The organism is Janthinobacterium lividum (genome assembly GCF_011601275.1).
Classification (GTDB): domain Bacteria; phylum Pseudomonadota; class Gammaproteobacteria; order Burkholderiales; family Burkholderiaceae_D; genus Janthinobacterium; species Janthinobacterium lividum_E.
Genome location: NZ_JAAOLY010000005.1, coordinates 127,556 through 147,961 on the forward strand (window position 1 = coordinate 127,556; position 20,406 = coordinate 147,961).

At 65.3% G+C, this 20,406-nt stretch carries 18 protein-coding genes; 15 read left to right on the top strand and 3 right to left on the bottom strand.

Annotated features, from left to right (window positions below; genetic code table 11):
• The first annotated feature begins 11 nt into the window (after positions 1-11).
• The 3 genes from GYK42_RS09570 to hmgA are packed head-to-tail and all read left to right on the top strand — an operon-like array spanning position 12 to position 3,184.
• Positions 12-1,688, top strand: coding sequence for an FAD-dependent oxidoreductase (locus GYK42_RS09570; protein WP_166447308.1), 1,677 nt, complete (start codon positions 12-14; stop codon positions 1,686-1,688).
• Positions 1,689-1,700: 12 nt separating this feature from the next.
• A complete protein-coding gene (locus tag GYK42_RS09575) occupies positions 1,701-1,886 on the top strand; it encodes a hypothetical protein (RefSeq protein ID WP_166447309.1) in 186 nt (61 codons plus the stop codon).
• The gene (gene hmgA / locus GYK42_RS09580) at positions 1,883-3,184 is read left to right on the top strand and encodes a homogentisate 1,2-dioxygenase (RefSeq protein WP_166447310.1); all 1,302 of its coding nucleotides are present in this window, start codon (positions 1,883-1,885) and stop codon (positions 3,182-3,184) included. The genes GYK42_RS09575 and hmgA overlap by 4 nt, the downstream gene beginning before the upstream one ends.
• Positions 3,185-3,187: 3 nt before the next feature.
• On the opposite strand, the gene GYK42_RS09585 is transcribed toward hmgA, so the two are convergent.
• Positions 3,188-4,519, bottom strand: coding sequence for an LLM class flavin-dependent oxidoreductase (locus tag GYK42_RS09585; protein WP_166447311.1), 1,332 nt, complete (start codon positions 4,517-4,519; stop codon positions 3,188-3,190).
• Between the two features lie 148 nt (positions 4,520-4,667).
• On the opposite strand from GYK42_RS09585, the gene GYK42_RS09590 reads away from it, so the two are divergent.
• The 4 genes from GYK42_RS09590 to GYK42_RS09605 all read left to right on the top strand — a co-directional run bounded on the left by GYK42_RS09590 (position 4,668) and on the right by GYK42_RS09605 (position 10,951).
• Positions 4,668-5,861 (top strand): sigma 54-interacting transcriptional regulator, encoded by a 1,194-nt coding sequence (locus GYK42_RS09590; RefSeq protein WP_166447312.1) that lies wholly within the window; start codon positions 4,668-4,670, stop codon positions 5,859-5,861.
• Between the two features lie 233 nt (positions 5,862-6,094).
• Positions 6,095-7,174, top strand: coding sequence for an LLM class flavin-dependent oxidoreductase (locus tag GYK42_RS09595; RefSeq protein ID WP_166447313.1), 1,080 nt, complete (start codon positions 6,095-6,097; stop codon positions 7,172-7,174).
• A gap of 28 nt (positions 7,175-7,202) precedes the next feature.
• Entirely contained in the window at positions 7,203-8,357 is a 1,155-nt protein-coding gene (locus GYK42_RS09600) for an LLM class flavin-dependent oxidoreductase (RefSeq protein WP_166447314.1), read from the top strand.
• Positions 8,358-8,578: 221 nt separating this feature from the next.
• Positions 8,579-10,951 carry a TonB-dependent receptor gene (locus GYK42_RS09605; RefSeq protein ID WP_166447315.1) on the top strand — a complete coding sequence of 791 codons (2,373 nt, stop codon included), beginning with the start codon at positions 8,579-8,581 and terminating at the stop codon, positions 10,949-10,951.
• Between the two features lie 104 nt (positions 10,952-11,055).
• Here GYK42_RS09605 and GYK42_RS09610 read toward each other — a convergent pair whose 3' ends face one another.
• A complete protein-coding gene (locus GYK42_RS09610) occupies positions 11,056-12,108 on the bottom strand; it encodes an ABC transporter substrate-binding protein (RefSeq protein WP_166447316.1) in 1,053 nt (350 codons plus the stop codon).
• A 225-nt stretch (positions 12,109-12,333) separates the two neighbouring features.
• Between GYK42_RS09610 and GYK42_RS09615 the strand changes: the two genes are divergently transcribed.
• The 8 genes from GYK42_RS09615 to GYK42_RS09650 are packed head-to-tail and all read left to right on the top strand — an operon-like array spanning position 12,334 to position 20,134.
• Positions 12,334-13,083, top strand: a complete 750-nt coding sequence (locus GYK42_RS09615) for a class II aldolase/adducin family protein (protein ID WP_166447317.1) — start codon at positions 12,334-12,336, stop codon at positions 13,081-13,083.
• A 43-nt stretch (positions 13,084-13,126) separates the two neighbouring features.
• Positions 13,127-14,179 carry an ABC transporter substrate-binding protein gene (locus tag GYK42_RS09620; RefSeq protein WP_240943531.1) on the top strand — a complete coding sequence of 351 codons (1,053 nt, stop codon included), beginning with the start codon at positions 13,127-13,129 and terminating at the stop codon, positions 14,177-14,179.
• Positions 14,176-15,012 carry an ABC transporter permease gene (locus GYK42_RS09625; protein WP_166447319.1) on the top strand — a complete coding sequence of 279 codons (837 nt, stop codon included), beginning with the start codon at positions 14,176-14,178 and terminating at the stop codon, positions 15,010-15,012. The genes GYK42_RS09620 and GYK42_RS09625 overlap by 4 nt, the downstream gene beginning before the upstream one ends.
• Positions 15,009-15,773: an ABC transporter permease gene (locus tag GYK42_RS09630; protein WP_166447320.1), complete on the top strand. Its 765-nt coding sequence runs from the start codon at positions 15,009-15,011 to the stop codon at positions 15,771-15,773. The genes GYK42_RS09625 and GYK42_RS09630 overlap by 4 nt, the downstream gene beginning before the upstream one ends.
• Positions 15,766-17,034, top strand: a complete 1,269-nt coding sequence (locus tag GYK42_RS09635) for an MFS transporter (protein WP_166447321.1) — start codon at positions 15,766-15,768, stop codon at positions 17,032-17,034. Before GYK42_RS09630 ends, GYK42_RS09635 begins: the two co-directional genes overlap by 8 nt.
• Complete coding sequence (locus tag GYK42_RS09640) at positions 17,027-17,908, top strand: ABC transporter ATP-binding protein (protein WP_166447322.1); 882 nt, start codon at positions 17,027-17,029, stop codon at positions 17,906-17,908. Before GYK42_RS09635 ends, GYK42_RS09640 begins: the two co-directional genes overlap by 8 nt.
• Positions 17,909-17,947: 39 nt before the next feature.
• Positions 17,948-19,021: an ABC transporter substrate-binding protein gene (locus GYK42_RS09645; protein ID WP_166447323.1), complete on the top strand. Its 1,074-nt coding sequence runs from the start codon at positions 17,948-17,950 to the stop codon at positions 19,019-19,021.
• Between the two features lie 48 nt (positions 19,022-19,069).
• Positions 19,070-20,134 (top strand): ABC transporter substrate-binding protein, encoded by a 1,065-nt coding sequence (locus GYK42_RS09650; RefSeq protein ID WP_166447324.1) that lies wholly within the window; start codon positions 19,070-19,072, stop codon positions 20,132-20,134.
• Between the two features lie 22 nt (positions 20,135-20,156).
• On the opposite strand, the gene GYK42_RS29555 is transcribed toward GYK42_RS09650, so the two are convergent.
• Positions 20,157-20,279, bottom strand: a complete 123-nt coding sequence (locus GYK42_RS29555) for a hypothetical protein (protein ID WP_277346582.1) — start codon at positions 20,277-20,279, stop codon at positions 20,157-20,159.
• Positions 20,280-20,406: the final 127 nt, after the last annotated feature.

A 20,406-nucleotide genomic window follows, 5' to 3' on the forward strand; every position in this document is an offset into this window, starting at 1 on the left:
GAGGACCCATCATGAGCGACACGTTCCACCCTTATCCCCATGTGCCGAAGGTGTATCCGCCCGGCAAACCGGCGGGCGCCGCCACGCAGCATGTGCCCGTCTTGATCGTCGGCGGCGGCCCCGTGGGCCTGGCCACGGCCCTGGGCCTGGCGCGCCACGGCGTGCGCAGCGTGCTGATCGAAGCGGACGATGGCGTGTGCACGGGCAGCCGCGCCATCTGCATCTCGCGGCGCAGCCTGGAAATCATCGAACGCCTGGGCGCGCTTGACGGTTTCCTGGCCAAGGGCTTGCCTTGGGCCGGCGGACGCAGCTTTTACCGCGACGCAGAAGTGCTGCACTTCACGATGCCGCAAGACGCGAACCAGAAGTTGCCGCCCATGGTCAACCTGGCGCAATACCATATCGAGCAATTCCTGCTCGACGCGGCCGAACGCCAGAGCGAACTGATCGATATCCGCTGGCAAACGCGGGTGACTAACGTGGACCAGCGCGCCGATGGCGCCATCGTCACCGTGGCCACGCCCGATGAAACGTACCGGATCGAGACGGACTGGCTGGTGGCGGCCGATGGCGGGCGCAGCGTCATGCGCGATGCGTTGGGCTTGAAACTGCAGGGCACCAGCTATGAAGGGCGCTATGTGATCGTCGACATCCACCTGAAAAGCGAGCGTCCCACCGAGCGCCTCGCGTATTTCGATCCGCCGTCGAATCCCGGTTCCACCGTGCTGGTGCACAAGCAGCCCGACGATATCTGGCGCATCGACTACCAGCTGCGCGACGACGAGGATGCACAGGCGGCCGTGCTGCTGGAAAACGTGACTCCCCGTGTCGACAGCCTGCTGGCCATGATGGGGGAGACACAGCCTTGGCATCCCGTGTGGATCACCATCTATAAAGCCAACGCGCTGACCCTGGAAAAATACCGGCACGGTCCCGTGCTGTTCGCGGGCGATGCGGCCCACCTGGTGCCCATCTTCGGCGTGCGCGGAGCCAATTCCGGCATCGACGATGCGGACAACCTGGCTTGGAAGCTGGCCTACGTCGTCAAGGGCCGGGCGCCGGACAGTTTGCTCGACAGCTATTCGGACGAGCGCGTGTACGCCGCCCATGAAAACCTGCGCCACGGCACCAAAAGCACGGAATTCATGGCGCCGCCCACGTTCGCTTTCGAGCTGATGCGCATGGCCGTGCTGGGCCTGGCGGGCAAGCATGCGCACGTGCGCTCCCTGATCAACCCGCGCCAGACGAGCGCCATCGCGTACGTGCAGTCGGCCTTGAATGTGTTCGATTCGGATGTGTTTGCCGCCGGCCCGACACCGGGCACGGTCTTGCCCGAGTGTCCGCTGGCGCTGCCGCACAACGGCGGGCAAAAAGCGGGGTATATTACCGATTTGGTGAACCGCACTGATAGCAATTTCACGGGGCTGTACTTCAGCGACGATGGCGCCGTGCCTGTTGAACTGCTGGCGCTGGGCGATACATTGCCGTTGACGACCGTGGCGATCGCCCGCAGTAGCGTGCAAGGCGCTTGGGACCACACGGCGCAGGTATTCCCGCTGTTCGATGCGCAGCCTGGCACTTTTTACCTCGTGCGTCCGGACGGGCATGTGCTGGGGCGCTGGCGGCTGGTGCGGGCGGGGCAGGTGGCGGCAGCGCTGGCGAAAGCCGGCGTCGCCCAATCAAAGTAACAAGGAGACAATATGAGCGACATCGAACTGGATAACCTTTACACCGAGCTGTGCCACACAATGGGCGGCCTGGGCGAACAGCGTTCGCCCTTGTTCCTGGCCCGCTTCGCCTTGCTGGCCATGGGCGCCATCGGCAAGGCCGACGTGGTGCAAGGCTTGCTGCGCGACGCGGCCGACGGCCTGGCGGAGCGCACATGATAGGCGCCGGCTACCAAAGCGGCTTCGGCAACGAATTTGCCACGGAAGCCGTACCCGGCGCCTTGCCGCAAGGGCAGAATTCGCCGCAGCGTTCGCCGCTGGGCCTGTACGCGGAGCAACTCTCGGGCACGGCCTTCACGGCGCCGCGCGCACAGAACCGGCGCTCGTGGCTGTACCGCATCCTTCCCGCCAGCCAGCATCCGCCATTTACCTTGTTGGCCAACACGCGCATCGTCAGCGATTTCCATGCGATTCCGCCCACGCCGCCGAACCAGTTGCGCTGGGACCCGCTGCCGCTGCCCGACAGCGCGACGCCAACAGACTTCATCGACGGCTGGCAGACGATGGCCGGCAATGGCAGCGCCGAAGCGATGAGCGGCTGCGCCATCCACGTGTACACGGCCAATCGTTCCATGCAGCGTTTCTTTTATTCGGCCGATGGCGAATTGCTGATCGTGCCGCAGGAAGGCCGGCTGGCGATTGCCACGGAACTGGGCTTGATCGAGCTGGAACCGCAGGAAATCGCCGTGATCCCCCGCGGCGTGCGCTTCCGCGTGACCCTGCCCGACGGCGCGGCGCGCGGCTATGTGTGCGAAAATTTCGGTACGGCCTTCCGCCTGCCGGACATGGGGCCCATCGGCTCGAACGGCCTGGCCAACAGCCGTGACTTCCTCACGCCGCACGCGGCGTATGAAGATATCGATGGCGAGTGCGAACTGGTGGCCAAGTTCGGCGGCCATCTGTGGCGCGCGACACTCGACCATTCGCCGCTGGACGTGGTGGCCTGGCATGGCAATTACGCGCCGTATAAATACGATCTGCGCCGCTTCAACACCATCGGCTCGATCAGCTACGACCATCCGGACCCGTCGATCTTCCTCGTGCTGCAGGCGCCCAGCGAGAACCCCTTATTCGGCGCCATCGATTTCGCCATCTTCCCGCCGCGCTGGCTGGCCGCCGAACACACTTTCCGCCCGCCGTGGTTCCATCGCAACGTGGCCAGCGAATTCATGGGGTTGATCCACGGCGTGTACGACGCCAAGGCGGCCGGCTTCGTGCCGGGCGGCGCCAGCCTGCACAACTGCATGTCCGGCCACGGCCCCGATGCGCAGACGTTCGAAAAGGCCTCGCACAGCGACACGTCCGCGCCCGCGAAGGTGGCCGACACCATGGCCTTCATGTTCGAGACGCGCACCATCCTCAAGCCCACGCCGTTCGCCTTGAACAGCGAACTGCTGCAAAACGACTACTTCGAGTGCTGGCAAGGTTTGCGCAAGCATTTCGACCCGGAACAGTAATGGTCACGCCGCCCGCGCCAGCGTATGCGGGTTGGCGGGCCGCGCCAGTCCCAGGTGGCCGCGCAGGGTGCTGCTTGCATATTCCGTGCGGAACAGGCCGCGCCGCTGCAGTTCCGGCACCACCAGCCGCGTAAATGCCTCGAAGCCTTGCGGCAGCAGCGGCGGCACGACGTTGAAACCGTCCGCTCCCCGTTCCACGAACCATTGCTCCATCAGGTCGGCCACCGTCTTGACGGAGCCGATCGCTTGCAAGTGGCCGCGCGCCACGCGAAAGCGCAGCACCAACTGGCGCAAGGTGAGATTCTCGCGGCGGGCCAGTTCCAGCTGCTGTTGAAAGCGCCCCTTGCCATTGTCGCCCGCCTCGTAGGGCAGGTCCGGCAGCGGGCCGTCGAGCGGATAGCCGGACAAATCAAAGCCGCCAAATTCCAGGTTGCCGAAGTCGACCAGGTCCTGCAGTTCGCCAAATTGATCCTGCGCCTGCTGGTCCGACTCGGCCACCACCACGGACAGTCCGGGCGTGACCTTCAGCTGGTCTTGCGCGCGGCCGTATTTCGCCATGCGAGCCTTGACGTCCGCGTAATACGCTTGCGCCACGGGCAGCGAGGTGGCGGAGCAGTACACCATCTCGGCCAGGCGCGCGGCAAACTCGCGGCCCGTTTCGGAATTGCCCGCCTGGACCAGCACGGGGTGGCCCTGCACGGGGCGTGGCAAGTCCAGCAAGCCTTGCGAGGAAAAATATTCGCCGTGGAAATCGAGCGCATGGCCCGCAGCGGGCGGGTAGAACTGGCCGCTGGCGCGGTCGGGCCGGTCGAAGGCATCGTCATCCCAGCTATCCCACAGGGCCTTCGACAGGGCGACGAATTCTCCGGCCCGCGCATAGCGGTCCGCATGGCTGCGCGGTGCATCGATGCCGAAATTACGCGCCGTATGCTCGCCAAACGAGGACACGACATTCCAGCCCGCGCGTCCGCCGCTCAGGTGGTCGAGCGAACTGAATTTGCGCGCCACGTGATACGGGTGCTCGTAATTGGTGTTGACGGTGGCGATCAGGCCGATATGGCGGGTGACGGCGGCAATGGCCGACAGCAGGGTAAAAGGTTCGAACGGCAGGCCGATGGCGGTGCGGCCCGTTTCCGGCGTAACGTCGCCGGCGCGGCCGATGAAGTCGGCGATGAAAAAACTGTCGAATTTGGCTGCTTCTGCCAGTTGGGCTGCGCGCAGCCACCATGCGAGGTCGGGTCGGCCGCTGGCGCTGGCCGATGGATGGCGCCAGGCGGCGGGATGGTGGCCGTGGCGTTGCAAAAAGACGTTCAGGACAAGCTGGCGTGCTGGCATGGGGAGGTGCTCCGTGGTGGGCAGGCGACATTGCCTGCTCCTTTGCCGCAGCAAGGTTCGGGCCAACGCCCCGTATATGCAAAATCCGGATAAGCTAGCGCGGCACCATTCGTTCACGCCTGCGGATGGAGCGCGGTATAGTCGGCTCATGGAACTCTTAGCCCACAACTTCAGCAGCGATTTCGCGCGCAGCGCCCACCTTGCCCGTGGCGCCGGCGATGACGGCGACAGCGAGGCGCTGGTCGCCTTCCGCGACCCGCAGCAAATGAGCTTGCTGGTACGTGCCACGGCCTTTGTCTTTGCCGATCCCCGCTCGCGCCAGTTGCACGAGCTGATCGAACGCATTGCGCCCAGCGAGGCGACGGTGCTGATCACGGGCGAAACGGGAACGGGAAAAGAGCTGATTGCGCGCCACGTGCACGGCTTGAGCGGGCGCGCCGAACAGACGTTTGTGGCGATCAACTGCGGCGCGTTTTCCGAAACCCTCGTCGAGAGCGAGCTGTTTGGCTATGAAAAAGGCGCGTTTACGGGCGCGCAGCAGGGTAAACCTGGCTGGTTCGAGACGGCCAGCGGCGGCACACTGTTCCTCGATGAAATCGGCGACTTGCCGCTGGCGATGCAGGTCAAGCTGCTGCGCGTGCTGCAGGAGCGCGAAGTGGTGCGCCTGGGCGCGCGCCGCGCCATCCCCATCGACGTGCGCCTGATCGCGGCCACCAACGTGGACCTGGCCGAAGCCGTGCGGGCCGGGCGCTTCCGCGAAGACCTGTATTACCGGCTGCAGGTGATCGGCCTGCCGCTGCGCCCCTTGCGCGAGCGTCCGGGCGACATCATGCCGCTGACGCGCCACTTCATGGCCATCTATGCGCAGCGCCTGCACCTGGGCGAGGTGGAACTGGGTCCAGACGCGCAACAGGCCTTGCTGGGCTACCCTTGGCCGGGCAATATCCGCGAACTGGAAAACGTCATCCACCGCGCGCTGCTCGTGTGCCGCAGCGGCGAAGTGCGGGCCGAGGATCTGAGCTTGTCCGGCTGGCACCGCGCGCCTGCCGCCGCACCTGTCTCTGCGCCTGTTCCCGACGTCTGGGCTGGCGGCGCCGATATTGCGTATGCGGCCCATGGCGCGGCCGGACAGGACGACTTGCTGGCCGCCGAGCGCTTTGCCCGCGCCTGGCAAGCCTTGCTCGACTCGGGCGAAGCCGTGGAATTCGAAGCGATGCAGCAGGAACTGGTGCGCGCCGCCTGGGAGCGCAATGAGCGCAACCAGGTGCGCACGGCGAAGCACCTGAACCTGAGCCGCAACATCCTGCGCACCTTCTTGAAAAAGGCGGGCGCCATCGACTAGGCGCTCGATGGACCTCCTGGAGCCGGACCCGCAGCGATGCGGCTCCGGCTTTTTTCATGGCTGCTGCGCGCGCAACACGTTGCTGCCGTGGCTGCAGCCGATTGCTGCGTAAGCAGCAGCTTCGGGCGTCGATGGGTAGCCAGCGCATGGCATGTTTTCTGCGAGGAGGAAAGGGCAGATCGCTACGCACGATGCGCCGCGACCTTTTTTCGATCCACGACAGGAGTCCATGCATGACCATCGAATTCATCTGGCAATTGCCCATCGGCGGCGACGGCCGTTACGCGGCGCCCGGCATCACGCGCCGGGGCGAGCGGGCCGCCGGCGCGCCCAGTCCCCTGCAGGCGGGCGTGAGCGACCCGCGTGGCGCCCGCCCCCCCTTCAATTATTTCGACTACCTGCACCAGATCGCCCGCGCGGCCGACCTTTCGGGCTTCGACGGCATCCAGATACGCCACGATACGCAGGGCGATGAAAGCTGGATCGTCGCCGGCTATCTGGCGCGCAGCACGCGGCATCTGAAACTGATCGTCGAATTCGACGCGGCCTGGGGTTCGGCCGTGTACGCGGCGAAGAACGCCGTCAGCTTCCAGCGCTTCACGGGCGGACGTTTCGCCTGGCAGATCGGCCACGGCGGCGATGCCGCGGCGCGCCGGCGTCAGGGCGATGCTGTACCGGACGCTGACATCTTGCCCCGCATCGATGAATTCATCACGGTGGCGCGCGGCGTGCAGAGTACTTCGCCGTTCAGCTTCAAGGGCAAGTTCTTCGAGGTGCAGGACGGCGGCTTCAAGGGGCCGCTGGCGAACCATCCCGTCAACAGCATCTATTTGACCGGCGATACCGCCGAAGCATTGGCCCTGTCGGCGCGCCAGGCCGACGTGCACGTGTTTGACGCGGCGCCGCTGGCGGATTTGCAAGCGCACCTCGCCAGCCTGGCGGAGCAGGCGCGCGATCTGGGGCGCGCGGTGGCGGCGGGCTTGCGCATCGATGTGCTGGCGCGCGAAACGTTCGAGGAAGCCTTGCGCGACGCGCGCCGCTACCGCGGTGGCGCGGGGCTGGCCGACGATGCGCCATTCGATGCCGGTGCCGCAGCCTTCTGGCCCGGCTTTGCGCAAGCGCAGACGGGTGCCCACGGCGCGCTGGTCGGCAGCTATGCACAGGTCAGCGCCGCGCTGGAGGCGTATGCGCAGGCGGGTATCTCCAGCTTCGTGCTGGCGGCCATCCCCCATTTCGAGGAAGCCTACCGCATCGGCGAGCACGTGCTGCCTCGTGTGCGGGCGGCTTTGTACACGCAACGGCAAGCAGCCTGAATCCCCTTATTTGAAGGAGTACCACTACATGGCAATCGATTTTTTCTGGCGCATCCCCACGCATGGCGAGCCGAGTTCGCACCGCGCCCGCACGCCGTTTCGCGGCGACTGGTTTCCCGGCAATGACAACCTGCGCCAGGCCGGCCTCGGTGGCGGCGGCGCCGATGGTTTTACGTATATCGACTATCTGGCGGAAATCGCCCGCGCCGCTGAACTGTCAGGTTTCCAGGGCGGCCTGATTCCGTCCTTCCCGATGACGGATGAACCGTGGGCCATTTCCGCACTGCTGGCGCGCGAGACGAGCACCTTCCGCTTCATGATCCCGTTCCAGCCCGGCTTCTTGAATCCCGTGGTGGCCGCGCGCATGACGGCCAGCCTGCAGCGGGCTACGGGCGGCCGCGCCCTGTACAACGTGATCACGGGCGGCGGCGGTCCGGCGCAGCTGTGGTGGGGCGATTCGGCCGGTCACGACGACCGCTATACCCGCACGACGGAATTTCTCGACGTGGTGCGCGGCGTGTGGCGCGGCGGGCCATTTTCCTACCAGGGCAAGTTCTACCAGGTGGAAGACGCGGGCCTGGCCACGCCGCTGTCGGAGCAGGATTTCCCCGAGATTTATTTTTCCGGCTCGTCCGATGCGGCCCTCGGCTCCGCTTCCAAGCACGCCGATTACTACCTGACGTGGCTGGAACCGTTCGAGCAGCTGCGCGAAAAATTCGCCCGCGTGCATGAAAAGACGGCGCTGCTGGGCCGCAAGATCAAGTGCGCCGTGCGCGTCGACATCGTGGCCCGCGCCACGGAAGAAGAAGCGTGGGACGAAGTGCGCAAGGGCTTTGACGCCGTGGACCCCGCCACCTTGCGCCAGTTTCTCGGCGCCGATGGGGGCGATTCCGTGGGCGCGGCGCGCCAGCGGGGCAACCGCCCGACCACCCTGAACAGCTACAAGGACTTGATCACGGCGCCGAACATCTGGTCCGGCTTCAATTTGCTGCGCGGCGGGCAGACGCAGGGCATCGTCGGCAGCTACCAGCAGGTGGCCGAACGACTCGACGAGCTGGTGCAACTGGGCGCCGACGCCTTCATCCTGGCCAGCACGGCGCACCTGGAAGAAGCGTACCGGGTTGGCGAGGAAGTGCTGCCGCTCGTGCGCGGGCATACGGCGGCAATCTTGCGCGCCGCCTGAGGCATTCCCCTGTTGCCGCGACAGCAGTCCCACCTCCTGCTGTCGCGCAGGCAGCACGCGGCGGCGCCGCTGCTGCCAAATCAACAGCACTATCATGACGATAGTCTTCCTTTTAAATCAATCACTTAAGAACGTTTTGCTGCACTGCGGCAGCAGGCATGCGCCTTGCAATACAGGTCATCACCATCTCGCATTTTGACTTTACTCAAGGATAATCACCCATGCGCCGTTCGACCGCCCCCGCCGCCGTTTCTTCTTTCTCCTTTCATTTGACGCCAGTGCGCCGCGCGCTGCGCTCGGCCTTCGCCATCGGCGGGCTGATGGTCGCTTCGAGCATGGCCCATGCCGAAACGCCTGGCGTAGAGGCCATTGCCGCGGCCGACGCGAACGGCGGTGGCGAGGGCGCCTCCCTGCAATCGGTGACGGTAACGGCGCAAAAGCGCGAGGAATCGGCGCAAAAGGTACCGAGTGCGATCACGGTCCTCGGCGGCAAGGAGCTGCTCGACACGGGCATCGGCCGCTCGGCCAGCGAAATTCTCAATTACGTGCCGAACGCTTCGGCCGGCACGCAGCAGCATGGCCGCCCCCGCTGGTGGATACGCGGCGTGGGAGCGGGCCAGCAGCAGGTGGATTTCCCGAACCCCGTCGGCTTTTACCTCGACGACGTCTACATCAGCAATTCCAGCGCCACGGGCTTTCCCCTGTTCGACCTGGACCGGGTGGAAGTGCTGCGCGGCCCGCAAGGTACCTTGTGGGGCAAGAATACGACGGGCGGCGCCATCAACGTCATTTCGCGCAAGCCCTCGTTCAAGTCCAGCGGCTACGCCAAGCTTGACTACAGCAGCTACGACACCAAGCTGGCCGAAGGCGCCATTGGCGGCGCGCTGGTCGACGACGTGCTGGCGGGGCGCCTCTCCTTCCACACGGAGCAGCAGGACAAGGGCCGCTTCCACAACCAGTTTACGGGCGAGCGCGATGGAAAGCTCAAGGACAGCGCCATCCGCGGCCAGCTCAAGGCCCTGATCGGGCGCGACCTGACGGCCAACCTGAACCTGCATTACCGCGACTACACGACCAAGGGCGCCACGACGACGGTGGCCAGCTATGGCGCCAATGGCGTGTACCGCAATGGCTACATCCCCAGCACCGATCCCGATGACGTCAGCACGAACGCGCCGGCCGACAGCGACGTGAAGCAGGGCGGCGCACAGCTGAACCTGGAATACGCGCTGGGCGAGCTGACCCTGACGTCGATCACGGGCTATGAAAACTTCCGCAACGAGGCGACGGGCGACAGCGACAACACGCCGCTGGAAGTGGGCCGCAGCCGTTCAAAAGCCAGCAGCCGGCAAGTGTCGCAGGAGCTGCGCCTGACGTCGCCGCAAAACGGCGCCGTGAGCTGGGTGGCGGGCCTGTTCTACTTCAATGAAAAGATCGATTCCGATTCGGCCGGCGCGCGCCTGCCCAACGGCACGGTTCCGGCGCTGGCGGGCAGCACGCAGCCCGTCGGCTACAACCGCACCATCTACCAGCACAAGGCGCGCAGCGCGGCCATCTTCGGCAGCACGACCGTCAACTTCAGCGAACAGTTCCTGTCCACTTTCGGCTTGCGCTGGACGACGGAAACCAAGGACCTGGACTTGCAGCGCGTGCAGGCCGCATCGAATACGGTGACGTTTGGCGATGCGGCCAACTGGTGGAACACGGTCCGCGGCGGCAATTACGCGGCCGCATCGGTGGCCAACAACAACTTCACGTCGAATCCTTCGACCACGTGGAATGCGCTCACGTATGACGTGACACCGGAATACCGCTTCAGCCGCACCCTGCGCGGCTATTTGAAATACGCGCACGGCATCAAGTCGGGCGGCTACAACACGAGCGCCACGGACGTGCGGGCGCTCAATACGGTGAAACCGGAAACCCTGAACTCGTTCGAGGCCGGCATCAAGTCGGAATGGCTGGATGGACGCCTGAACTTCAACGCCAACGTTTTTCATTATGACTACAAGAACGTGCAGGTGAATATCACGGGCGTGTACAACGGCGACCCCACGCAAAGCGTCAATTACCTGCAGAACGTGCGCAAGGCCCACGTGAATGGCGCGGAATTCGAGATCGAGGCGCAGCCGACGGACAACCTGCACATCAATGCCAACGTGGGCTTGCTGCGTACGGAGTTCGACGATTTCGCCATCCAGAACAATGGCGGCGATCGCTCCGGCAACGAATTCGTGCGCTCGCCCCATGTGACGGCCTTGCTGGCGGCCGATTACCGCTACCCGCTGGGCAATGGCGCGCAGCTGGTCTTCAGCGGCGACGTGCGCTATACATCGAAACAGTACTATTATGTCGACCCGCAAAACGCCGCGCGCGACTTGCTGAACCAGGGCGGCTTCGCGCTGGCCAATGCGCGCCTGTCGTACGTGCTCCCCGGTGGCAAGCAGCGCATCACGGCGTATGCGAACAACCTGGCCGACAAGGTCTACCGCAACCATACGCTCACCAGCTTCGTGCCCGGTGCCGTCAACGGCGATACCGTCATCATCGGCCAGGGCCGCACGGTGGGCGCGTCGTACACGATCCAGTTTTGAACGTGACTGCCTGATGTAGAAAGGCCGGCAAATTTGCCGGCCATTTTTTTGTTGATCAAGTAGGTCGGCTTAGCGAAGCGTAAGCCGACAACACCACTACCGCATCAAGCCGCTATCCGCAGCAGCGCCTCCAGCCGCCGCTGCGCTTCCTCCAGCGGCCGCCGGTCGATCCAGCTTTCGATATCCACGTCGCGATCGAGAAAACCGTGCTGCAGCTGAAAATCCTTCTGCTGGCGGAACAGCGCCACCTTGTCGTCTGACAGGTCGGGCGCCAGGGTCAGATGGAAACCGTCCCGATAGGCTTCCGCGACGGCGTCGGCGCCGGCCCGCGTCTCGCCCTGCAGGATGGCCAGCACGTCGGCCTGGTGGCTGCGGGCCCAGTGGGCGGCGCGCAGGGTCTGCGTCAAGAAGCGCACGACCAGCTCGAAATGCTGTTCCAGCATCGTCTCATGCACGGTGATCGGGCGCGGCGTGCCGTTATTTACGCGAAAGCGCCGGTCAGGCAGGGCGTCGATATCGATCCCCACTTCCAGTCCCGCCGCGCGGGCCGCCTCGGCCGCCGCCGCGCCTTTGACGTAGACGGCATCGACTTCGCCGCGCAGCAGCGGCGCGATGCCTTGCCACAGGCCCGCACCGAGATTGACCGGTGCCTGGGCGTCGGCTCCCACTTCCACCAGATGTACATCGTCCAGGGTGAGGCCGGCCGAGGCCAGCACACCCTTGTAGCCGGCCAGGCTCATGCCGCGCGCGATGCTGCGCCCGCGCCGGTTTTCGCGCAAGTCCTCGGCGCGAAACGCTGGCAGCGCCAGGCGCTTGCCCTGCAGCTGTGCCGGTGAGGTGATGCCCGAGCCGGGGCGCACGAGTATGGCCTGCCATTCATCGATCCACGTCAGGCCGATCAGGCGCGTGGGCGCCCCTTGCGCGCGCGCGGGCAGGGCCAGCAGGTTGCCGCCTTCGCGCACGAGCGTGGACAGGCCGTGGTCGTAATGGTGGCGTGCCAGTTCGCCGCCCACTTCCTGCAGGGTTTTCAGGGCGATGCCGTCGCGGGCGAATTCCTCATCCAGCCAGCCCAGTTTATAGGCCAGGCCCGTCGCCGTGGGCACGGGGCAGCGCGTAAACCATACGGTATCGACAGCGGGGGAGAGTGCGGTAGTCATGGGATTCCTTGGTGGTGGGTGGAGCCTGGAACCGTGCAGGAAACGTGCCCGCGCCGCTTGCTGGCTTGCCGACAGCGCGTGTGCAGACTCCTGCTGCCACGCCAGCAGCCGCTGTTGCGCAGGCAGCAGCACTTCCCCATTTCCCTGGCCTTGGCGCTGGCACGCCTCTTGCAAAAGTAGAGGCATGACTGACCCGTATTCCAACCCAACCAAATGGAGCATGACATGACGGACGTGGCACAAGCGGAAGCACAACAAGTACAGGCTCAGGATCTGACGGCGGCCGAACTGGCATTCGTGGAGCAGGTGCGGCGCGACGCGCAGATCGCCTTCGACGGCTTGCGCGAGACGGGCAGCCTGACGGCCAACGGCACGGTGGGCTTTGTCGAGCGCACCCCTGGCGGCGACAAGGTGGTGATGGTCAACGATCCGGGGCCGTTCCGCCGCGGCCAGTCCTTGAAGGCGGCCGTGCTGGCGCTCGATGGCACGGTGATCGTGGGCGACGCGAACAACGGCGGTGCGCGCTATCTGAAACTGTTCCGCGAACGGCCGGAAGTCACGTCGATCTCGCACGTGCATTCGCCGTCCCTGGGCGCGTGGGCGCAGACGCACCGCACCCTGCCGATCCGCTACGTGCCCGTGCAGCGCTTTCAGCTGATCCGCGAAATTCCCATCTATATCGATCGCCGCCAGCCGGAAGTCGATTTCATCCTCGGCGAAATCGCCCGCAATACGCATGCGACGGCCATCCTGGAAGCGAACGGCGGCGCCACCGTGTGGGGCAAGCAGGGCTTGCTGAAGCTGGCGGAATTCATCCTGCTGCTGGAAGAGGGCGCGCAGATACAGATCGCGGCCGAAGCCATCGGCGGTTCGCGCGACTTCGGCCCCGGCGTGCTGCTGCAGCAATGGAAGATGAGCAAGCTGATCGACACGGCGCGCGCCTTGTCGTTATTGCCCGCCACCGACCTGGTGTAACCCTTTCAAGAACAGGCCCACTATGTCATTGAAATTCTTACGTTTGAGCTGGCGCAAAATACTTGTTACCGCCGTGGCGGCCAGCCTGCTGGCGCCTATGATTGCGGCGGCGGCCGAGCCGCTGCCGCCAGCCGTGCGTATCGCCGTCGTGGCCCGCACGGCGCCGTCCGGCAAGACCGTGTTTGCCGGCTCGGCCGCCCAGGTAGCATCCCAAGGCTGGCTGGCGGCCGAACTGGGCAAGCTGGGCGTGAAGCTGGAATGGGTGCCCGTCACGACCAATTCCGTGGCGACGCAAGTCAACGAGGCGTTTGCCAACCATTCGATCGATCTGGCCCAGTATGGCGACTTGCCGTCGATTATCGCCAATGCCTCGGGCTTGCAGACGCGGCTGATCTTGCCCGGCGGCAGCGCCAACAATACCTACCTGGTGGTGCCGAACGGCTCGACGGCCAGGTCGATCAAGGATTTGAAGGGCAAGAAGATCGCGCTGCACCGTGGCCGGCCGTGGGAATACCCGTTTGCGCGCCTGCTCGAAGCCAATGGCATGAGCTTGCGCGACGTGAAGATCCTTAACCTCAATCCGCAGGCAGGCGCGGCGGCCGTGGCGACGGGCGGAGCGGACGCCTTCTTTACCCTCAGCGACGCTTTCCTGCTGGAAGATAAAAAGGTGGGCAAGATCATCTGGGCTAGCAAGGCGCCGCCGCAGGACTGGAAGATGCGCGCGGAACTTTGGGCGGACAGCGGTTTCCTGCAACGCTATCCGCAGCTGGCCCAGCTGGTGGTGACGGCCTATGTGCGCGAGCACCACCGGGCCGCCGGCGCGGGCGGCGAAGACGAGTATGTGCGCACCGAGGCGGCCGCGGGCCAGGTGGAAAGCGTGGTGCGGCGCGAACTGGCGGGCGACCATACGCCGTGGCAGGCGCGCTGGTCGCCGTTGTTTACGGCCAGTCTGCGCCAGCATTACCTGGGCGAGGCGGCGTACGCGAAGAGCGCGGGCCTGATAGCGCGACCCCTGCAAGTGGACAGCCTGTTCGCGCCCCAGTTCGTCAACCAGGCGCTGGCGCAGCTGAAATTGCAAACCTACTGGGCGCCATGACTTCCTTCACTATCGCCTTGCCGCGCGCCACTGCGCCAACGCGTGCGGCTTCTGTTCCCTGGCTGCGGCGCTTCGTGCGCTCGCCCTGGTCCGTGTGGGCGTCGCCGCTCGTCTTGCTGCTGCTGTGGACGGCCGCCACCACGTTCGAATGGATGCCTGCGCACATCTTGATGTCGCCATGGCAAGTGCTGCTGACGGCCCGCGACCTGGCGGAAAGTGGCGAACTGGGCCAGCACCTGGGCATCAGCCTGTTCCGTCTGCTGGCCGGTTTCGGCCTGGGCGCCAGCGCGGGCCTGGCCTTTGGCGTCGTGCTGGGCCTGTCGCCTGGCTTGCGCAGCTATGTCGACCCCACGTTCAATGTCTTGCGCCAGCTGCCGACCGTGGCCCTGATCCCCCTGTTTATCTTGCTGTTCGGTATAGGTGAGAGTTTCAAGGTGTTTATCGTGGCCAAGGCCAGCTTCTTTATCGTCGCGCTGGCCGTGCATGACGCCATCCGCAACTTGTCGCAGCGCTACTTTGAGGTGGCGCAAGTGTATTGCTTCTCGCGCTGGCAGCGCATCCGCCTGATCGTCTTGCCCGCCATCGTGCCGGCCGCGCTGACGGGCATGCGCATCGCCCTGTCGCGCTCGTGGATGGTGCTGGTGGGGGCGGAATTGCTGGCCGCCGACAGCGGCCTGGGCCAGATGATGGAAATGGGTCGGCAAATGTTCCGCCTCGACGTGGTGATGGTGGGCGTGGTGCTGACGGGCGTGATCGGCTTTGGCCTGGACCGGCTTTGCCACGCGCTGGAAGCGCGGCTGATGCGCTGGAAGCGTAGCGGGGAGTTCAAATGAAGCAACGGATAATACTCATTATCAAGGGCGCGCTGTTGCCGCTGGCCTTGCTGGGTGCCTGGCAATGGGCTTCCGGCCAAGGCGCGGCGGCCGCCTACATCTTCGTGTCGCTGGGCGACCTGGCGCACAGCTTGCGCGACCTGGTCTTGACGGGCGAACTGTGGGTGCATCTGCGCGCCAGCCTGGGCAGGACATTGGCCGGCTTGCTGCTGGGCGGCAGCGCCGGCATCGTCACGGGGGCGCTGATGGCGCAGTCGCCGCTGGCGGACAGGCTCATCGGGCCGTTGTTCCACAGCATCCGCCAAGTTCCCTTGCTGGGCCTGATTCCCTTGCTGGGCTTGTGGGTGGGCAATGGCGACGGCGCCAAGCTGCTGGTGATCGCTATCGCCGCCTTTTATCCAACCGTGCTCAACACCTATGCGGGCATGCGCCAGGTGGAGGGGCGCTTGCGCGAGGTGGGGCAGGTGCTGACCCTGACGCGCACGCAGACCCTGCGCCAGATTCTGTTGCCGAGCGCCATGCCGACCATCGCCACGGGCGTCACGCATGCGCTGGCGTTCGCCTGGCTCGCTTGCCTGGGCGGCGAACTGCTGTTTTCGGCTGGCCCCGGCATGGGTTCATTGCTGCTCAACGGCGAAGTGTCGGGCCGCATGGACGTCGTCTTGCTGGCCGTGCTCGTGATCGCCTTGCTGGCACAGGCGATGAACGTGGCGTTTGCGCGGCTCGCGCGCCTGCTGGTGAAGGGGCGCAGCAGTGAGTGAATCGTTGCCATTCCAGCCAGACGCGGCCGTCAGCGCCCGCGAAGGCGAGCTGCGCGCCTTTCTGCTGCGCTTTATCGGCTTGACCTTGCTGTCGGGCGTGACCATCGGCATGAACAAGGTGCTGGCCACCTTGCTGGGCTTGCACCTGCACGTGAGCAATTTCCAGCTGGCAGCGATCAGCAGCGCGGAAACCCTGGCCATGGCGCTCGGCACCATTCCGGCTGGCTATATCTTGTCGCGCGGCAATCCCAAACATTTGTATGCGGGAGTGAGCCTGAGCCTGGCGCTGGCCTTTTGCGTGCTGCCGTGGCTGCCCGGCTGGCAATGGGTGGCCTTGCTGATGTTCTTGGTGGGCCTGTGCATCTCGCTGCGCATCGTTGCCATGAGTACGGTCTTCCTTGTGCGCTTGCCGGAACTGGGCCAGGGCAAGGCGGGCTGGTACAAGGGGACCTTGATCCTGGGCATGCAGTTTCTGGGACCCTTGTGCGGCAATTACCTGATCGCACAGCTGGGGCTGAAGGCGGGCTTTTTGATTTCCGCCCTGATGTTCGCCATCCTGGCCGTGCTGGGCTGGCAAGTGTTGCCCAGCAATACGGCGCCGCGCAAGCTGGACGGACATGCTGCCGTACCCGGCGTGGCCAGCCTGCGCGAACTGCTGCGCCTGCCTGTCGTGCGCGTGACGTACCTCTTTGAAATCCTCGCCAGCTTCACGGCGTCCAGCGTGGGCGTGTTTTCCATCTTGCTGGCCATCCGCGTGCTGCACTGGCCTGCGCATCACTCCGTCTGGCTGATGGCCGTGCAGGGACTCAGCTGCGTGCTGGTACTGCTGTTCCTCGGGCGCTTCGTGCTGGCCAGCCGCTACCGCGAGCAACTGTATGGCGGCGCGCACCTGGCCATCATGGCCGCCTTGCTGATCCTTGGCCTGTGGCCTTCCAGCATCGCCTACCTGGCTGCCTCCGCGCTGCTGGGCCTGGGCCTGGGCGTGAATAACCTCGTCAACACGGACAATATCGCCCGCGCGCCCGTCGACAAGGCCAGGGTCTCGGCCCATTTGACCCTGTTCGGCATGGTGGGCGGCACGGCTGGCGCGCTGGCGGCGGGGCGCCTGGCCGACCTGACGGGGCTGCGTAATGTGTTCCTGATCTGGCTGGCGCCGTGGCTGGCCGCCTGGCTGGTTTTCCACGGCAGCCGCTGGCTGCGCCGGGCGCCGCCCGCCGCCATTCCTTCCCTAGCCCCACCGCAGAGAGTGCGCCATGAATGATTTTGTTTCCCCATCGACCTTGCTGCCCCAGCGGCAGCACCTGAGCGGCGGCTTGCAAGTGCAGCACGTGAGCAAATCGTTTGCGCTGAAAGGCGCGCCGCTGCCCGTGCTCGACGATATTTCGCTCACCATCGCGCCGGGCGAATTCGTCGCCATCGTGGGTGCGTCCGGCTGCGGCAAGTCCACCTTGCTGCGCCTGCTGGCAGGCCTGGACACCGATTACACGGGCTTGCTGCTGCACGATGGCGTGCCGATTCGCGGCACGGATCTGCACCGGGGCCTCGTGTTCCAGGATCACCGCCTGTTCCCCTGGCTGACGGTGCAGCAGAACGTGGCCGTGGCCTTCAGCAATACCAAGGTGCCGCTGGCCGAGCGCGCGCAGCGCGTGGCGGCGGAAATCGCGCGCGTGGGCCTCGATGGCTACGCAGACGCCTATCCGCATCAGTTATCGGGCGGCATGTCGCAACGGGCAGCCATCGCCCGCGCCCTCGTCGGGCGGCCCGACGTGCTGCTGCTGGACGAGCCGCTCGGTGCGCTCGATGCGCTGACCCGCTTGCGCTTGCAGCAGGAACTGCGCCGGCTGTGGCAGGACGAGGGCATCACCATGGTGATGGTCACGCACGACATCGATGAAGCCGTCTACCTGGCCGACCGCATCGTCGTGCTTGACGCCCGCCCGGGCAAGGTGCGCCGGGTGCAGGAGGTGCCGCTGGCCCACCCGCGCCAGCGCGGTTCGCCCGGTTTTGTGTCCATCCGCGATGGCTTGCATGCGGATTTCAGCGACCTCGACGAATCGCATGCGCCCGTGGGGCAGGAAGAACACCCCAGCAGCTTGTGGGATGGCAATGAATGGGCGCGCAGGATGGCGCTGTAGTTTCCTTTTTGACTGGTCCACCCACTCTGGAGATACAAGATGAGCAATGAAAATCAAGTAGAAAAGCAAGCGCTCGACACCCTGTGGTACACGCGCTGCCCCGTCCCAACAGGCTTGGGAATTGCCTTGCAGCAAGGCTGGCTGGAAGAAGCGTTGCGCGCCGACGGCACCAGCCTGCGCTCCTTGCGTGAATCCGACCAGGAAGCCGTGCGCGAATCGCATTTCGACCATACCTTGCAGAATTCCGTGCGTCACGGCGGCAATATTCCCGCCCTGTGGGCACGCGCGGCGGGGCGCGAGACGCGCGTGATCGGCCTGTCGTGGTCGGACGAGACGCAGCTGATCTTGACCCTGCCCGGCAGCGGCATCAAGACGGTGCGCGACTTGAAGGGGCGGCGCTTCGGCTTGCCCCTGTGGGCCAGGGCGCAGATCGATTTTGCGCGCGCGCAAGCCTTGCGGGGGCTGGAAAATGCGCTGAGCCTGGAAGGGCTGGCGGTTGCTGACGTGGAACTGGTCGATTATGTGGTCAACACGGGCCAGAGCGAAACGGCGCCTGAGCAGGGCGCGGCGACGAATCTGTTCAGCGGTGCACGGCGCGGCGGGCAAAGTCCGGAACTGCTGGGACTGCTGCGGGGCGAGGTGGACGCCATCTTCCTGAAAGGCGCCTCGGCCGCCCAGCTGGCGCAGCAATTCGGCTTGCATACGGTGATCGATACGGGCATCCATCCGGAACCCTTGATCCGCGCCAACAATGGCACGCCGCGCACCCTGAGCGTCGATGCGCACCTGCTCGACAACCATTTCAATTCCGCCGTGACCCTGGTCGACCAGGTGCTGCGGGCCGAAGCGTGGGCGCGCGGCCATGCGGACGAGACGCGGCGTTTCCTTGCGCGCGAATCGAATGCCAGTGAACACTGGGTGCAAGTGGCGTATGGCAAAGATGCGCATCTGCGCCTGGACACGGACCTGGCGGAAACGTCGGTCGCGGGTTTGCAGGATTTCAGCGACTTTTTGTTCCGCTGGAATTTCTTGCCCAGCAAGGTCGACGTGCGCGCCTGGATCGATCCCCGTCCTTTCGAGGCGGCGCTGGCGCAGACGCGCCGGGCGGCTTGAGCGGGAAGCACGTCAACAGTGGCCATGTTCGATGATGAGGAGAATGCGATGCGGCGACGCACGGTGATGGGCGGGCTGGCCTTGCTGCCCCTGGCGGGACAGGCGGTGTCGGCAGTGTCGGCAGCGAAAGGGGCGGGGGCGCCGCCGGCGGCCCTGCGCATCGCCTCGACGGGTTTTTCGGAAAACGGCAAGGCGGAACTGGGCGGTATCGCTTACCGGGTGCAGCAGGAAGGCTGGCTGGCGCGCGAACTGAAGCAGCGGGGCGTGCGGCTGGAATGGCTGCCCGTCACGGGCGATACGGGCGCGACCATGAACGAAGCGTTTGCCAGCGGGCGCATCGACATGGCCGCGTATGGCGACTTGCCGTCCGTCATCCTCAACGCGGGCGGCGTGCGCACGCAGGTGATCGTGCCGGCGGGGCGGGGCACGGACCAGTTCCTGCTGGTGCCCACCAGTTCGCGCGCCACGTCGCTGGCTGACCTGAAGGGCAAGCGCATCAGCGTGCACCGGGGCCGGCCGTGGGAACTGGGCTTGCGCCAGCTGATCGCCGACCAGCGCATGTCGCCCACGGATTTTCGCTTGATTAACATGGATTTGAAACCGGGCACGGCCGCGCTGGCCACGGGTGCCGTCGATGCCTTGTTCATGATCAATGGCTATCCGCTGGAAGACAAGGGCATCGGCCGCATCATCTGGTCCAGCAAGGGGCTGCCGGAACGCAAGATGCGCGCGGAACTATGGGCGCGGCGCGACTTTACGCAAGCCCATCCCGACATCGCCGAACTGGTGGCCACGGCCTGGCTGCGGGCCCAGCACTGGGCGGCGCTCGATGGCAACCGCGAAGCGATCATCAAGGATGGCACGCGCAACGGCACGCCCGACAGTGTGGTGCGGCGCAGCTATGACGATCCGGGCTTGCAGTGGAAAGAGCGCTGGTCGCCCCTGTACGACGACGCCGTGTACCGCCATTACCGCCGGGTGCTGGCGTTTGCGCAGGAACAAAAGCTGATCCGCCAGCCTTTGACGGCGGAAGAATTGCTGGAACCGCGTTTTGTCGCGGCAGGCCTGAAAAAGCTGGGCCTGGCCAATTACTGGGAGCCGGCCAAGGTGTAGTTCTGAAAGATGGGCGCGTGGCTCAGTGCGGTAGGCACACGCGTCCCGCCACATTGGTGACATCGTCGCCCGCATGTGCGCGCAGTTGCAGCAGCATCAGGGCCACGCCCAGCATCAGCGCCGCGGCGCAGAGTTTCTTGTGCATCGTCTTTCCTGTTCGTACGTTCGATGGAGGTTTGCCAGCATATTATTGCCCAAATTCAGCGTGCGGATGAGTAAATTGCCAAGTGTGCTCTACAATTATGCATCTGCGCATCCGCGCCATCTGAATT

What these genes read in the sequence shown, in the direction of transcription:
- GYK42_RS09570 (WP_166447308.1), top strand. Translation starts at nt 12, where the DNA reads ATGAGCGACACGTTCCACCCTTATCCCCATGTGCCGAAGGTGTATCCG.
- GYK42_RS09575 (WP_166447309.1), top strand. Translation starts at nt 1,701, where the DNA reads ATGAGCGACATCGAACTGGATAACCTTTACACCGAGCTGTGCCACACA.
- hmgA (WP_166447310.1), top strand. Translation starts at nt 1,883, where the DNA reads ATGATAGGCGCCGGCTACCAAAGCGGCTTCGGCAACGAATTTGCCACG.
- GYK42_RS09585 (WP_166447311.1), bottom strand. Translation starts at nt 4,519, where the DNA reads ATGCCAGCACGCCAGCTTGTCCTGAACGTCTTTTTGCAACGCCACGGC.
- GYK42_RS09590 (WP_166447312.1), top strand. Translation starts at nt 4,668, where the DNA reads ATGGAACTCTTAGCCCACAACTTCAGCAGCGATTTCGCGCGCAGCGCC.
- GYK42_RS09595 (WP_166447313.1), top strand. Translation starts at nt 6,095, where the DNA reads ATGACCATCGAATTCATCTGGCAATTGCCCATCGGCGGCGACGGCCGT.
- GYK42_RS09600 (WP_166447314.1), top strand. Translation starts at nt 7,203, where the DNA reads ATGGCAATCGATTTTTTCTGGCGCATCCCCACGCATGGCGAGCCGAGT.
- GYK42_RS09605 (WP_166447315.1), top strand. Translation starts at nt 8,579, where the DNA reads ATGCGCCGTTCGACCGCCCCCGCCGCCGTTTCTTCTTTCTCCTTTCAT.
- GYK42_RS09610 (WP_166447316.1), bottom strand. Translation starts at nt 12,108, where the DNA reads ATGACTACCGCACTCTCCCCCGCTGTCGATACCGTATGGTTTACGCGC.
- GYK42_RS09615 (WP_166447317.1), top strand. Translation starts at nt 12,334, where the DNA reads ATGACGGACGTGGCACAAGCGGAAGCACAACAAGTACAGGCTCAGGAT.
- GYK42_RS09625 (WP_166447319.1), top strand. Translation starts at nt 14,176, where the DNA reads ATGACTTCCTTCACTATCGCCTTGCCGCGCGCCACTGCGCCAACGCGT.
- GYK42_RS09630 (WP_166447320.1), top strand. Translation starts at nt 15,009, where the DNA reads ATGAAGCAACGGATAATACTCATTATCAAGGGCGCGCTGTTGCCGCTG.
- GYK42_RS09640 (WP_166447322.1), top strand. Translation starts at nt 17,027, where the DNA reads ATGAATGATTTTGTTTCCCCATCGACCTTGCTGCCCCAGCGGCAGCAC.
- GYK42_RS09645 (WP_166447323.1), top strand. Translation starts at nt 17,948, where the DNA reads ATGAGCAATGAAAATCAAGTAGAAAAGCAAGCGCTCGACACCCTGTGG.
- GYK42_RS09650 (WP_166447324.1), top strand. Translation starts at nt 19,070, where the DNA reads ATGCGGCGACGCACGGTGATGGGCGGGCTGGCCTTGCTGCCCCTGGCG.
- GYK42_RS29555 (WP_277346582.1), bottom strand. Translation starts at nt 20,279, where the DNA reads ATGCACAAGAAACTCTGCGCCGCGGCGCTGATGCTGGGCGTGGCCCTG.